We start from the raw sequence: 13,466 nt of genomic DNA on the forward strand, positions 1-13,466 counted from the left end.
TATGAAAGCATTAGTTGGCTTTGCTAGAGTATTTGTAGGTATACTTTTCATTTTTAGTGGTTTTGTAAAACTCAATGACCCTGTTGGTTTTTCATATAAACTTCAAGAGTATTTTAGTCCGGGAGTTTTAGATATTCCTTTTTTAATTCCAGTTGCTTTAGCCTTGGCGGTAATCTTAGTAATTGCGGAAGTAATGCTAGGAGTAACTTTACTTTTAGGGTATTTGAAAAAGTTTACTGTTTGGAGTTTACTGCTAATGATTGCCTTTTTTACTTTTCTTACATTTTATTCTGCTTATTTTAATAAAGTTACCGATTGTGGTTGTTTTGGTGATGCGATTCCCTTAACGCCTTGGCAATCTTTTTATAAGGATGTTATTTTAAGTGTATTGATATTAATTTTATTTTTTAATCAAAAATACATTAACCCTATATTTAAACCTGCTTCTCATAAGTGGATTGTATTTGTAGTGTTTATAGGATGTTTAGGTTTTGCTTACCACGTTTTAATGCATTTACCTGCAATAGATTTTAGAGCCTATAAAGTTGGAGCAAATATTTCTGAAGGAATGAAAATGCCAGCCGATGCTAAGCAAGCAGTGTATGATTATAACTGGAAATTTAACGTAGGCGGACAAGAAAAAATAGTGACAACTCAAGGTGCTTATCCATCTGTCGATGGAGAGTTTATAGAAGTTAATACAGAAGTTGTTGAAGAAGGTTATGAACCGCCAATTCACGATTTTTCTTTACAACAAGGAGGAGAAGATTTTACAGAAGAAATTTTAAGTACGCCTAAAGTACTTATGGTATCTGCCTATAATTTATCTAAAAGTGAAAAAGCAGGATGGAGTGCTATTAAAGATGAAATTGCAGCAGCACAACAAAAAGGATACCGTGTTATAGGTTTGTCTGCTTCTGGACCTAATGAAATTAGTAAAATTAAAGATATTTATGGTATCGATATTCCATTTTATTTTGCAGATGAAACGGCTATTAAAACAATAGTACGTTCTAATCCTGGTTTAGTAACTTTAGAAAAAGGTACTATTATGCAAAAGTTACATTGGAATGATGCTGAAGATTTAGAGATCAGGTAATCTAGATACTTTGGCAAAGTGTAAGATAAAGTTGATCTGTTTACCAATTGACTTATCTACACGTATTCTTTTGTAATTAGTGATTTTTATAATTATAAGTGAAATCTATACAATCGAATTTTTTTGTTGCCAAAGATTTTAAACTTTTAAAATGATTTAGGTTGCTAAAATATATCATCTATAAAATAGGCTATGCTTTGCTCACACTGTTTGGTGTGGTAAGTATCATCTTTTTCTTATTTACTGTACTTCCTGGAGACCCTGCACAAATGATGTTAGGCCAAAATGAAAGTGAAGAGCAATTAGAAGCAGTAAGAGCAAAATATGGATTTGATCAGCCTATTTCTGTTCAGTATTTGTATTACATTAATGATTTGTCACCAGTTTCGTTTCATTCCGTAAAGCGAAATGATTATACATATTTAGATGATAACAAGTATAACGCAGTAAAGCTGTTTACTATTTCAGGAACGAGTTTAGCGTTAAAAACACCTTATTTAAGAGAATCTTTTCAGAAAAATGGGAAGAAAGTATCAACAGTTATTGCAGAAACTTTGCCTAATACATTTGTGCTCGCTTTTACCGCAATTACAATTGCTTTACTTGTCGGAATTTTCTTTGGAATCATTTCAGCGTTACAAAAGGATTCGTGGCTCGATAAAACCATACAAGTTTTGAGTACGGTAGGAATGAGTGTTCCTTCATTTTTTAGCGCTATATTATTTGCTTGGTTTTTTGCATACGTTTTGGGAGAATATACGCATTTAAACACCACCGGAAGTTTATATGAATTAGATGATTTTGGAGAGAAAAATCATCTAATGCTCAAAAATCTTATTTTACCCGCCATTGTTTTAGGGATTCGACCTTTGGCAGTTGTAATACAGCTTATGAGAAATTCTTTATTAGAAGTTTTACAACAGGATTATATACGAACAGCCAAAGCAAAAGGTTTGTCAATGCCCACCATCATTCGTAAGCACGCATTAAAAAACGCGTTAAATCCCGTAATTACAGCGATTTCTGGTTGGTTTGCTTCTATGTTAGCAGGAGCTGTTTTTGTAGAATATATTTTTGGCTGGAATGGTTTGGGAAAAGAAATTGTAAATGCGCTTAATACCTTAGATCTACCCATTATTATGGGATCGGTTTTAATTATTGCGCTTATGTTTATACTTATTAATATTTTTGTAGATATTATTTATGGTTGGTTAGACCCAAAAATCGCCAACACTTAAAAAAGAAATTATGAGAGAAAAAATAGTAGCAGGAAATTGGAAAATGAACTGTGATATACAGGAAATGAAAACTTTACTGAATGATTTAAAAGAGAAAGATTTTAATGATGGAGTAAAAGTAATGGTTGCACCTTCCTTCACCAATCTATATTTAGCTAAAGAAATTTTAAATGATACTAACATAGAAGTTGCAGCGCAGAATATGCACGAAGCAGAAAACGGTGCTTATACAGGAGAGATTTCTGCTCCTATGTTAACCAGTCTTCAGGTAAAAACTGTGATTCTAGGTCATAGCGAACGTAGAAGTATTTTTAATGAAAATAACGAGTTGTTAGCTTCTAAAGTTAAATCTGCTTTAGCGAAAGGCTTAAAAATAATATTTTGCATAGGAGAGGAATTAGAAGCTAGAAAAAATAATAAACACGTAGAGGTGGTTAAAAAACAATTAAGCGATAGCGTTTTTACCTTAACGGAAGAGGAGTGGAAATCTATCACTTTAGCATACGAGCCAGTTTGGGCTATTGGAACAGGAGAAACTGCTAGTCCGCAGCAAGCACAAGATATGCACGCAGAGATTAGAAAATTGATTGCAGATACTTATTCTTCCGCTACAGCGGAAAAAGTTTCTATTCTCTACGGCGGAAGCGTAAAACCCAACAACGCTAAAGAAATTTTTGCCATGCAAGATGTCGACGGCGGACTTATTGGCGGAGCAGCGCTTAAAGCCGAAGATTTTACACAAATCGTTAATTCCTTTTAATATGACACCTGTATATATTGGTTATTTTTTTAAAGTTGAACCACTTCAACCCGCATCAGATATTTTAATTGCAGAGCTGGGAGAGTTAGGATTTGATAGTTTTGTAGAAACCGAAGAAGGTATTGAAGCTTACATTATTAAAGACCAGCACCAAGAAGCTTTAGTAAAGGAAGTTTCAATCTTAGAGAATGAAAATTTTAAGATTAGTTACACCATTCAAGAGTTTGAACAAGTGAATTGGAATGAAGAATGGGAAAAGAATTTCTCTCCTATTTTGGTTGATAATGTTTGTCAAGTAAGAGCTCCATTTCATCCAAAAAAGGAAACGGAGTATGATATTGTTATCGAACCTAAAATGTCTTTTGGTACTGGACATCATGCCACAACGCATATGATGATTCAGCATATATTAAAAGATGATATGCGAGAAAAAAGTGTACTAGATATGGGTTGCGGTACAGGAGTTTTAGCAATTCTAGCATCAATGAAAGGAGCCACTCCAGTTGAAGCTATAGATATCGATAATTGGTGCTACTTAAATACTTTAGAAAATGTCGAGCGTAACAATTGCTCAACTATAAAAGTAGAAGAGGGGGAAGCTTCTTTACTCCCTGGGAGAAGTTACGATATTATCATTGCAAATATTAATCGTAATATTTTATTAAATGATTTACCCGTTTACACGGATTGCTTAGCAGAAAATGGTGAGATTTATTTAAGCGGATTTTACGAAGAGGATTTACCTATTATTACAGAAAAATGTGAAAGTTTAGGCTTAAAACTCGACAATCATTTGGTTCGAGAAAATTGGGTTGCTGTAAAATTTGTTAAATAATTTATTGGGCTAGCTAAATATCTTTAATTTTGTAACGTAGAAAATTGCATATGATGAGCGTACAAGAAGAAGTTTTAGAAGAAGTTAAGACCAAAGAAAAGGTAAATAAACAAAATCAGATTATTGTTTTTAACGATGATGTAAATACATTTGATCACGTAATAGACATGTTAATTGCGACTTGTGATCATGATCCTATACAAGCAGAACAATGTACAATGCTTATACATTATAAAGGTAAGTGTGAAGTGAAAACGGGAGATTATGACGATTTAAAACCGAGATGTAGCAAGTTGCTAGATGCAGGTATAAGTGCAGAAATACAATAATTAAATACTGAAAGTAAATAAAAAAGGTTGACTGTAAAGTCAACCTTTTTTGGTTTAGCTAATCAAATACCTACGTTTACTATTCCATAATTTTTTTCGACTAAAAACGGAGGTGTTTTTCTTTTCTTCGTGATGATTTAAAGTGCTTGAACTTAATTTGTCTAATGCGTTTACTACAGTTTTCATGATGTTCGTTTTAAAAGATTGATATATCTAATAGACGCACGATTGGTACTTTTGTTACAGTACTATGTAAAACAAAGTAGCTTTTAACATATTTTAACACTGTTACACTTGTAAATACTTTTCACTTAAATATTTCCAATAACGTATAGGAACGTGTTGCTGGTGTAGTTTTTTATTAATTCTAGAGCTAATGGTAGCGCTTTTAAAGTAATTTTTCCAAAGCTGTTGAAAGTGTAATTCCTCAGGTTTGAAAAATTCTTCAGAGGAAGAGAGAATATTAGTAGGTAGATCTAAACTTATAATTTCTGTTTTATGAAGATCATAAAAAATACCATAATTTCTTTTTAAATCGTAAATACACCATTTTTGATCGGCATAACGTTTTCTAAAATGCGCTTCATTTAATGGAAGTACATTAAAATCTGGCGCTACTGTCGCAAAGTAAATATTATCTTTTGTAAGCCTAAATCGAACAAAAGCATCCATCCGGTGTTTTTCTCTGCCAATTTTTTTTACGATTTGAGAGATTTCTAATACATACTTATTAGCATAATCTTTAGCTACACTTCTTTTTTCCGTAAAGAGATATTGAGTATAATTGAGAATCAAATCCTCCACACCATTTAATTCACTTAAAAATGCACGATAAATTTGCGAAAAGTCTAAAGCAGATCCCATTTTTATAATTCCCTTCTGTAATCTTGTAGATTTCTCTTGTTGGGTAATCACTTCAATTTCTTTATTGAAAAAGCCTTTTTCATAAGTTGAGATTTTACAAATAGAAACCTTATCAAGTTTATATTCATAAACTTCAAAAATACTGGTGAGTAAACCTTCAAAAGAACCATCATATAAAAAATAAGTCATCTTTTATCCAAATAAATTAAGTTGTTGAGACAGCGTATTTTTATATTTTGTCTGACTAGTCGATAAGATTTTATATTTAATTTGTGCAGGCGTGTAATCTTTAGTTTCAAAATTTCTAGAATTGCAAGTAATAAAGTATTTGGCACGGTTAAGTGCTACGCCCATTTTATGAAGATGTTCCCAATTGAGTTTTCTATATTTCCTTCCGTGAAGGATTTTATAAACCGATTTCATCCCCAAACCAGGTACTCTAGCTAGAAGTTGTTTATCAGCTTTATTAATGTCTATAGGAAAATGATGTAAATTTCGTAGAGCCCAACTTAGTTTAGGATCAATATCACTATCTAAATTAGGATGATTTTTATTTAATAATTCTTCGATTGAAAAACCATAAAACCGCAATAGCCAATCAGTTTGATAAAGCCTATTTTCGCGCAACATAGGGACTTCTGTTCCAATTGCAGGAAGTCGAGAATCATAAGAAATTGGAATGTATCCTGAATAATACACCCGTTTCATATTATATTTTTTATATAAGTATGTGGCCGTATACATAACCTCTGCATCGGTTTCATTGGTTGCACCAACGATCATTTGCGTGCTTTGTCCTGCGGGTGCATATTTAGGTGTCGATTTAATTAACTTTCGCTCAGATTTATATTTCTGAATTTCATTTTTCACCTTATTCATAGGTTGCAAGAAATCCTTTCTATTCTTATCGGGAGCCAAGAGTTTTAATCCTTCTTTAGTGGGGATCTCTATATTTACGGAAAGCCTATCGGCATATAATCCAGCTTCGTACATAAGCTCATCACTTGCACCAGGAATAGATTTTAAGTGGATATATCCATTAAAGTTTTCTTCAAGACGAAGCTTTTTCGCTACTTGAATAAGGCGTTCCATAGTATGATCTGGACTTTTAAAAATACCGGAACTTAAAAACAAACCTTCAATGTAATTTCTGCGATAAAAATTGATTGTAAGATCAACCACCTCTTGAACTTTAAAGGCAGCTCTTTTAATATCATTACTTACACGAGTTACACAGTATGCACAATCATAAATACAATAATTGGTTAGTAATATTTTAAGTAAAGAAACACAACGACCATCGGGAGTGTAACTATGACAAATCCCCATACCTTCAGCATTTCCTAAACCATTTGTTTTATTTTTTCTATTGCTACCACTACTTGAGCAAGAAACATCATACTTTGCAGCATCTGCAAGAATGTTTAACTTATCTTTAATTCTCTCATAATTCATTTTAGGAATTTTTACAAAAATATGGAGATATTCTTATATTTAGGAAATAATACTATTTAATATTGGACAATATCCTAAAATGTTTATATATTTGAGTATGGAAACAACTATCGAGATAAAAAGATTTAAAGAGGTTAGGGAGGAGAACCAATATACTCAAACCGAGTTTGCGGAGCTTTTAGGAGTAAAAAGTTCTACAGCAGATATTGAACGCGGGAGAACTAAACTCTCTGGAACCGTTGTAATGGAGTTGTTAAAGCATTTTGGAATTAATCCGCTTTGGTTATTCGGTGAGAGTAACCAAAAGTTACTTCCTTTACACCAAGTTGATACCATGCCTAAAGTAATTACATTAAATTCTGAAGAGAATGAAAATATTCTCATGGTTAATCAGAAAGCTGCAGCAGGTTACCCTCAAAACGTGCAAGATGTAGATTGGTATAGAAATTTACCAGCTTTTGATATTCCTTTACCGCAGTTTAGAAATGCTACTTATAGAGGTTTTCAGGTAGAAGGAGATAGTATGTTACCAAACTTGAGACCAGAAGAATGGGTATTAGCAAAAGCCATTTCTAGCATTACCGAAGCGAGTGATCATAAAATATATGTGGTAGTCATGTATGATACCGTAGTGGTGAAGAAACTACATAAATTAGGAGATCCTTCCAAAATTAGATTAGTTTCTTTGAATAAAGAATATCCTCCTTTTGATGTATTAATTTCAAATATTCAAGAGCTATGGCAAGTGAATAGTAAATTGACCTTTAGTCTAGATGAAAATTCAGAAAATAGCATGTTAAGACAACTACAAGAATCTATGGATGATTTAAAACGACAATTGGGTCAATTAAAGAAATAAAAAAAAAGGCGATGGAATTTTACTGCTTTTTTCTTGATTTATAAAAAATTATAGCTTAAGATTAGAGAGAATTGATTATACTTTGCAGATATTTCTGAATAATTTAAGAGTTCTCTATTACTATAATTTATTTCTAATGCTATTTTCCTATTAAAATTAAAACCAACTCCTGCTGCTAAATTGTTTGTTGATTTATATATTGAGAAATTTCTGCTGTGTTGAATTTCTAAATTAGAATTAGATGCTGAAAACTGTTGATAAAAGGTTCCATTTATAAAAATACTTGATTTGTTATTTATAAAGAAATAATATCTTAATCCTGCTTGAAGACCTAAAGAATTATAGGTTATTTCAATATTTTGGCTATTATCTATATATGTATAATCATTATTATCTTTAAGAAAAATTCGAGAGTCATATTGAGAATAGCTTGGCTCTATAATGATTCCCCATTTATTATTATTAAATGGTAAAATATATTCCAATTCAAACCCTATTCTATAGCCGATTTCAGTATCGAATTTTGCGTTTAAATCATCAATATAAGTAAAATCAATAGAGGAGTATGTTAGTCCAGGTCTAATGGATAATGCAATATTATGAGAGTTCTTTTTATCCTCATAATAAGGATTATAATTTTCATCTTTACATTTATTATAATCTTCAAAAACTCTTACAAGATTCTTTTTCTTATAAGATAAATTATTGACTCTATTCAAGTCAATAATTTTACATTTCAAATTATTTAATATCTGTTGTTTGAAATAATTGTTTTCTGCAACACTTGGGGTGCCATTGTTACTTTTTTTGATGATGTATTCTTTGAATACTAATTGAGTAATAGTATTAGTAGAAGTTTTAAAAAAATATTTGTTTTTAAAATTTGTACTATTATTAGAATATAAGTTGGCGTCTCCTTCAACCAATAATTCTAAAAATACAGTTTTTTCATTATAATGTGGATTCCTGTCAGTATTTAAATTTTTTAATTGAGTTTTGGAAGTATCAATTTTCACAGTGAACTTTTCAAAAACTTTTGAATTTTCAAAAGCAAATAATTTAGAGTTTTTAATAGAAATAATTTTTTCTTTTGAATTGAAAGACGATTTAAAACTAAAAGATTCAGGAGTATATTTCCAGTCTTTATTTTCAATATATCCCTCTACCTTTTCACCATTATTAGTGAGGTAGTAGCCTTTTTCATATTGAATTTGAGCAAATAATATAGTGTGAAAAGTAAGGAATAGAAGAAGTAAAATTTGTTTCATGTTATGATTTTGGAATGAGTTTTCAATAATAATCAATATTTAATTATTACAAAACTTTTTTATAGTGTCGTAAGCATCTAAATCTTCTAGTTTACAAGATTTACTCCAATCTTTACATGCATCATTTCTCTTATTCAACATTAGATAATGAAATCCTCTTTTGCTATAGAGCTCAGGATTTTCTGAATCTATAAGTAAAGCTTGATTATAACCCTTTATTGATTTTTCAAATCTAGAAAGCATTCTTTGGCAATATCCCTTGTCAATATAATTTCTTATAAAAGATTTGAAGAATTGTAATCATTAATTGCGCTCTATAATTTTCCAACTTTTTTTAAATAACTTCTATTATAATAGGCAATGTAAGATGTATTATCTAGAGAAATACTTTTATTATAGTCTTTCATTGCACCAGATATATCCCTCAATTTTGAATTTTACATTAGCTCTATTTAAATATGCAATAGCGTAAGATGAATCTAATACTATGGCTTGGTCGTAATCTCTTAAAGCTCTATGATACTTTTTTTGTTCATTATACTCAACAGCTCTTTGGTTATACGTTTCTTTTATAAAAGGATTTGCCTATATAGGTTGAGTGTAAGATGAAATAGCTAAAATGATATTTTTTTGTTGGAATGCTTTTAGTCCCTCGTTATAATAATCAATAACAGGTTGAGCTTGACTCCCAAAAGAGAAAATTGTAAGAATTATAAAAAAGAAATTCTTATAATTTCTATGCATGAAAAGTTTTCCAGTTTGCATATTTTTTCTTGTTTATATAATTTGTAAATAAATTAATATAAGCAGAGGTGATGCTTTCGAGAGTATTTTGTGAGGCTGTTGCATAATTCTTTTTAGCAAGTTTTAGGGTGTAATTTTCACTATTGTAAATAGTAGAAATTCCCTTGCCTAAAGAAATTTCGTTTTTTGGGGAGAAAAAATGAGCAGCATAGCCTTCTTCTCTAATTTTAGAGCTTATATTATTTTCATTAGGAACAATTATAGGTTTACCAATTAGACTTGCATTTTGTAATATATCTTTATCATTCAAAATATCTGAAGTAGTGAATAAAGTCATACTTCCATTTTTAATGTATTCAAAATAATTGCTAGTAAAATAATTGACAAACTTTATATTTTGGGGGATATCATTTAAATTTATGAATTCTTCAAGGTCAAAATAATCGGGATTCGTATTTAGTGCGATTTCAATACTTTCTTCATTGATTTTTTTTACAGTACGAAGTAAAAATGAAAGCTCTTGATTAGGATTCGAACCTAAATATGTATTTATTTTTAATAAATTTCTATCTGCATTTAAAAAGTTAGGTTGACTAACTCTTTCCGTCCTTACGTAAGGTGAATGCTTTGCAGGATACTTAGGGTATTCTTTATTAAAACTTTTAAAGTCTTTAAAGTTAGGTAAGGTAACTAAGTTAAACTTTGGTAAGATTTTAAAGATGATATATTTTTTTACTTTAAAAACCTTATTATTAAAATAATCACCAGAAAATGTTGTGCGATTTAGCTCTAGCTTATCAAGATAATTATTTAAGAATAAAATGGAAGGTGTTTTTCTTAACGAAAAGAAACTAGGAATTAAAAATTTAAAAAGAGAAACCCCACTTTTTTTAGACTTATCAGTAAAGTCAACATTAAAGAAAATAGCATCGGGCTTTTCTTTATAAATCATTTTTAAAACTTTATAAGAATTTTTGAAACCTTGAAAACTAGCTTTTGGTATAATTTTCAAGTTGTTTTCAGATAAACTTATAGGAAATTTAGAATTAGTAATTACAACCGTTTCTTTTACATCGCTCGCATTTTGAAAATGATGGATGATGCTTTCTCCAAATTTTTTTGAAATTGGGTTTTGTCTTTTAGAAAAAATGGAAACGATTACTAACTTCATCTACTCAACTTTGCATTAAAAAATTACTGGGGGATGAGAATCAAAAAATAATATAGTAATATTTAATGAATTTTCAATCATAAAAAGTAGCTTAAAAACAAAAAAACCCGTTTAAAAAACGGGTTTCAGTTAAATTTGTGGAGTCGGGGAGACTCGAACTCCCGTCCAAACAAGCAATTCAATAGCTTTCTACACGCTTATCTCTCGTTTATTTTTCGATATGCAGCCGGCCGAAAGCCACCAACTACATACTTATTCTCAATTAAATTTTAAAACTGTATCAAGACCCTACAGTTTCTAGAGTTACTTTATCGGTGCCTCAATTGTGGTCGCCGTAAATCAAGGCTGCCACGAGACATCTTGGCTCCCTGTCTAACAGGGACTAAGGTATCCTACTATAATTCGGATTACGCAGCCAAGGCGTAGTTATTCTCGCCGTTTAAAAAAGTGTGAAATATGAGATTTACGAGCTGTATCCCAGCGCTCGACGTGCTTACCATTCAATTAGACTCGCTGTCAAAACCAAATCGACCCCAAAAAATTTCGTGTAAACGAAAAAAAGAATAATATTTTGGGCGTTCCGCTAGCTAAAAAAAGCTATCTGCTATATCTTTTTCAACTTCTGCCTAAGGGCAAAATCTTAAAAAGGATGCCGCTTCTATCCCTAACGCAATAATAAAATTCAAAGAACTACCTACAAAGTAAGGCTGGCAAATATACAATAAAATCATATATTTACGCATCAATTTGATGCAAGTTATAACAACAAAAGCTATACCAGTTTATGAAGATAGGAATCATTAAAGAAAGAAAAACACCACCAGATCGTAGAGTTGTTTTTTCACCCCAAAAACTATCGTTGCTTAAAAAACAATTTCCTACGTGTGAACTGGTAGTGGAGTCTTCCAATATTAGAATATTCCCAGACGAAGAATATGAAAAATTAGGTTTTCAAATTTCAGAAGATTTAAGTGATTGTGATATCCTCTTAGGTGTTAAAGAAGTGCCTATTGATTCTCTTATCCCTCATAAAAAATATTTCTTCTTTTCCCATACCATAAAAAAGCAACCTTATAATCGGCCACTTTTGCAAGCGGTATTAGAAAAAAATATAGAATTATACGACCATGAAGTAATTGTTGATGAGAATAATAGTCGTTTGATTGGTTTTGGTAGATATGCAGGTATAGTAGGAGCTTATAATGGATTTAGAGGATTAGGACTTCGTGATAAGCTATTTGATTTACCTAAAGTCGAAAGTTTACCAGATTATGAGGCAGTAGTAGAGAACCTTCAGCAAATAAAAATCCCTTCCATAAAAATAGCATTGAGTGGTTCTGGCAAAGTAGCCTATGGTGCTAAAGAGATTTTGGACCATCTTCATATCAAGAAAGTAAATATTCATGATTATTTAACCAAATCATTTGAAGAACCAGTTTATGCTATGATAGATGTCCTGGACTACAATAAGAGAAAAGATGGTAAGCAGTTAGATAAGTATAATTTTTATAATTTCCCAGAAGCCTATGAATCAGACTTTATGCGTTTTGCAAAAGTTACCGACTATTTTATAGCAGGACATTTTTATGGAGATAGAGCTCCTTATTTCTTTACAAAAGAAGACGTTAAAAAGAAAGAATTTAAGATCAACCTTATCGCTGATGTTAGTTGTGATATAGATGGTCCTATAGCTTCGACTATTAGACCTTCAACCATAGCTAATCCTTTTTATGGATATGATCCTCAAACTCAAAGTGAGGTTGAGTTTGATGCAGTAAATGCTATCACAGTAATGGCAGTAGATAATTTACCTTGTGAGTTACCTAAGGATGCTAGCGAGGGATTTGGAGATATGTTCTTAAAACACGTGATACCTGCTTTTTTTAATGATGATAAAAACGGAATTTTAGATCGAGCTAGAATGACCTTTAATGGCGAACTTACTTCTCGATATTCTTATTTAAAAAACTACGTAAATGAAAAATAACTATCTGTATTTTCTCTTTTTGGTTTTACTTTCTTCTTGTGCTTCTTTAAAAGATAAGGAAGAAACAAAAAACTTAGCCATAATGACTTATAATGTAAAAATATCAGGAGACAGTGGGCTGAAGCATTGGTCAAATCGTAAAGATCACGTGGTTAAACAGATGAAAGAAAAAGAGGTGGATGTTTACATATTGCAAGAACCATTAAAACATCAAATAGATTATATACAGTCTAAATTCAATAACTTTTCTGTGATAGGAGAGCCTAGAACAAGCGACAAATATTTAAGAACTCGTAATGCTATTTTTTTTGACAATAATAAATTTAAAGTAAAAGAAAATAAAACTTTTTGGGTTTCTGAAACCCCTTTAGTAGAGTCTATAGGATGGGATGCATATGGAGCAAGAATCGTAACTTATGCATTATTAGAGAATAGAGTGACTAAAGATAAGTTTTATGTTTTTAACGTTCACCTAGATAGTAAAGGTTCAAAATCAAAAATAAAAGGAGTGCAATTAATAGATGAATGGGTGAAAAAAGTAAACACTCATAATTATCCTGTGATTATTGGAGGAGATTTTAATTCTAAAGAAAGTTCAGAACCCATTGTTTGGTTTAGAGATTACTATAGTGATGCTAAAACAACAAGCATAACTGTTCCCAAAGGACCTCTAGGTACGTTTAATTATTTTAATAATCGAACCGAAAACCATAAGTATAGATTAGATTACATTTTTGTAAATGAAAATGTAAAGGTAAATTCTTATGAAGTGCTTCAAGATAAGTATGGAGAAATGTACCCCTCAGATCATTATCCAGTTTTTGTTGAATTAACTCTTCTATAATAAAAAAGCTCAG

Annotated in this window: 14 protein-coding genes and 1 other RNA gene; 8 read left to right on the forward strand and 7 right to left on the reverse strand. The window is 31.0% G+C overall.

What is annotated here, in order from left to right:
- The first annotated feature begins 1 nt into the window (after position 1).
- From FT986_RS04600 to FT986_RS04620, 5 genes are all read left to right on the forward strand, one after another.
- A complete protein-coding gene (locus FT986_RS04600) occupies positions 2–1,099 on the forward strand; it encodes a BT_3928 family protein (protein WP_147864065.1) in 1,098 nt (365 codons plus the stop codon).
- Between the two features lie 161 nt (positions 1,100–1,260).
- Positions 1,261–2,337 carry an ABC transporter permease gene (locus tag FT986_RS04605; protein ID WP_147864066.1) on the forward strand — a complete coding sequence of 359 codons (1,077 nt, stop codon included), beginning with the start codon at positions 1,261–1,263 and terminating at the stop codon, positions 2,335–2,337.
- Positions 2,338–2,347: 10 nt separating this feature from the next.
- Entirely contained in the window at positions 2,348–3,097 is a 750-nt protein-coding gene (tpiA, locus tag FT986_RS04610; RefSeq protein WP_147864067.1) for a triose-phosphate isomerase, read from the forward strand.
- Between the two features lies 1 nt (position 3,098).
- Positions 3,099–3,932 carry a 50S ribosomal protein L11 methyltransferase gene (gene prmA / locus FT986_RS04615; RefSeq protein WP_147864068.1) on the forward strand — a complete coding sequence of 278 codons (834 nt, stop codon included), beginning with the start codon at positions 3,099–3,101 and terminating at the stop codon, positions 3,930–3,932.
- Positions 3,933–3,985: 53 nt separating this feature from the next.
- Complete coding sequence (locus tag FT986_RS04620) at positions 3,986–4,261, forward strand: ATP-dependent Clp protease adaptor ClpS (RefSeq protein WP_147864128.1); 276 nt, start codon at positions 3,986–3,988, stop codon at positions 4,259–4,261.
- 288 nt (positions 4,262–4,549) lie between these two features.
- Here FT986_RS04620 and FT986_RS04625 read toward each other — a convergent pair whose 3' ends face one another.
- Together FT986_RS04625 and FT986_RS04630 are read right to left on the reverse strand one after the other, a co-directional pair.
- Positions 4,550–5,314: a TIGR03915 family putative DNA repair protein gene (locus FT986_RS04625; RefSeq protein WP_147864069.1), complete on the reverse strand. Its 765-nt coding sequence runs from the start codon at positions 5,312–5,314 to the stop codon at positions 4,550–4,552.
- Between the two features lie 3 nt (positions 5,315–5,317).
- Complete coding sequence (locus tag FT986_RS04630; protein WP_147864070.1) at positions 5,318–6,580, reverse strand: putative DNA modification/repair radical SAM protein; 1,263 nt, start codon at positions 6,578–6,580, stop codon at positions 5,318–5,320.
- 97 nt (positions 6,581–6,677) lie between these two features.
- Here FT986_RS04630 and FT986_RS04635 point away from each other — a divergent pair, with 97 nt between their 5' ends.
- Positions 6,678–7,439: an XRE family transcriptional regulator gene (locus tag FT986_RS04635; RefSeq protein WP_147864071.1), complete on the forward strand. Its 762-nt coding sequence runs from the start codon at positions 6,678–6,680 to the stop codon at positions 7,437–7,439.
- Positions 7,440–7,477: 38 nt separating this feature from the next.
- Here FT986_RS04635 and FT986_RS04640 read toward each other — a convergent pair whose 3' ends face one another.
- The 5 genes from FT986_RS04640 to ssrA all read right to left on the reverse strand — a co-directional run bounded on the left by FT986_RS04640 (position 7,478) and on the right by ssrA (position 11,157).
- Positions 7,478–8,707, reverse strand: a complete 1,230-nt coding sequence (locus FT986_RS04640) for an outer membrane beta-barrel protein (RefSeq protein WP_147864072.1) — start codon at positions 8,705–8,707, stop codon at positions 7,478–7,480.
- A 39-nt stretch (positions 8,708–8,746) separates the two neighbouring features.
- Positions 8,747–8,950 (reverse strand): tetratricopeptide repeat protein, encoded by a 204-nt coding sequence (locus FT986_RS04645; RefSeq protein WP_147864073.1) that lies wholly within the window; start codon positions 8,948–8,950, stop codon positions 8,747–8,749.
- Between the two features lie 150 nt (positions 8,951–9,100).
- Positions 9,101–9,280, reverse strand: a complete 180-nt coding sequence (locus FT986_RS16280) for a tetratricopeptide repeat protein (RefSeq protein WP_147864129.1) — start codon at positions 9,278–9,280, stop codon at positions 9,101–9,103.
- Positions 9,281–9,443: 163 nt separating this feature from the next.
- Positions 9,444–10,622 carry a hypothetical protein gene (locus tag FT986_RS04655; RefSeq protein ID WP_147864074.1) on the reverse strand — a complete coding sequence of 393 codons (1,179 nt, stop codon included), beginning with the start codon at positions 10,620–10,622 and terminating at the stop codon, positions 9,444–9,446.
- A 135-nt stretch (positions 10,623–10,757) separates the two neighbouring features.
- Positions 10,758–11,157: a transfer-messenger RNA gene (gene ssrA, locus FT986_RS04660) on the reverse strand.
- Positions 11,158–11,406: 249 nt separating this feature from the next.
- On the opposite strand from ssrA, the gene FT986_RS04665 reads away from it, so the two are divergent.
- A complete protein-coding gene (locus FT986_RS04665) occupies positions 11,407–12,609 on the forward strand; it encodes an NAD(P)-dependent oxidoreductase (protein ID WP_147864075.1) in 1,203 nt (400 codons plus the stop codon).
- Entirely contained in the window at positions 12,599–13,453 is an 855-nt protein-coding gene (locus FT986_RS04670) for an endonuclease/exonuclease/phosphatase family protein (RefSeq protein WP_147864076.1), read from the forward strand. Before FT986_RS04665 ends, FT986_RS04670 begins: the two co-directional genes overlap by 11 nt.
- Positions 13,454–13,466: the final 13 nt, after the last annotated feature.

The organism is Mesonia sp. K4-1 (assembly GCF_008017825.1).
Lineage (GTDB): Bacteria > Bacteroidota > Bacteroidia > Flavobacteriales > Flavobacteriaceae > Mesonia.

What these genes read in the sequence shown, in the direction of transcription:
- FT986_RS04620 (WP_147864128.1), top strand. Translation starts at nt 3,986, where the DNA reads ATGAGCGTACAAGAAGAAGTTTTAGAAGAAGTTAAGACCAAAGAAAAG.
- FT986_RS04640 (WP_147864072.1), bottom strand. Translation starts at nt 8,707, where the DNA reads ATGAAACAAATTTTACTTCTTCTATTCCTTACTTTTCACACTATATTA.
- FT986_RS04655 (WP_147864074.1), bottom strand. Translation starts at nt 10,622, where the DNA reads ATGAAGTTAGTAATCGTTTCCATTTTTTCTAAAAGACAAAACCCAATT.
- tpiA (WP_147864067.1), top strand. Translation starts at nt 2,348, where the DNA reads ATGAGAGAAAAAATAGTAGCAGGAAATTGGAAAATGAACTGTGATATA.
- FT986_RS04625 (WP_147864069.1), bottom strand. Translation starts at nt 5,314, where the DNA reads ATGACTTATTTTTTATATGATGGTTCTTTTGAAGGTTTACTCACCAGT.
- FT986_RS04635 (WP_147864071.1), top strand. Translation starts at nt 6,678, where the DNA reads ATGGAAACAACTATCGAGATAAAAAGATTTAAAGAGGTTAGGGAGGAG.
- FT986_RS04645 (WP_147864073.1), bottom strand. Translation starts at nt 8,950, where the DNA reads ATGCTTTCTAGATTTGAAAAATCAATAAAGGGTTATAATCAAGCTTTA.
- FT986_RS04665 (WP_147864075.1), top strand. Translation starts at nt 11,407, where the DNA reads ATGAAGATAGGAATCATTAAAGAAAGAAAAACACCACCAGATCGTAGA.
- prmA (WP_147864068.1), top strand. Translation starts at nt 3,099, where the DNA reads ATGACACCTGTATATATTGGTTATTTTTTTAAAGTTGAACCACTTCAA.
- FT986_RS04600 (WP_147864065.1), top strand. Translation starts at nt 2, where the DNA reads ATGAAAGCATTAGTTGGCTTTGCTAGAGTATTTGTAGGTATACTTTTC.
- FT986_RS04630 (WP_147864070.1), bottom strand. Translation starts at nt 6,580, where the DNA reads ATGAATTATGAGAGAATTAAAGATAAGTTAAACATTCTTGCAGATGCT.
- FT986_RS04670 (WP_147864076.1), top strand. Translation starts at nt 12,599, where the DNA reads ATGAAAAATAACTATCTGTATTTTCTCTTTTTGGTTTTACTTTCTTCT.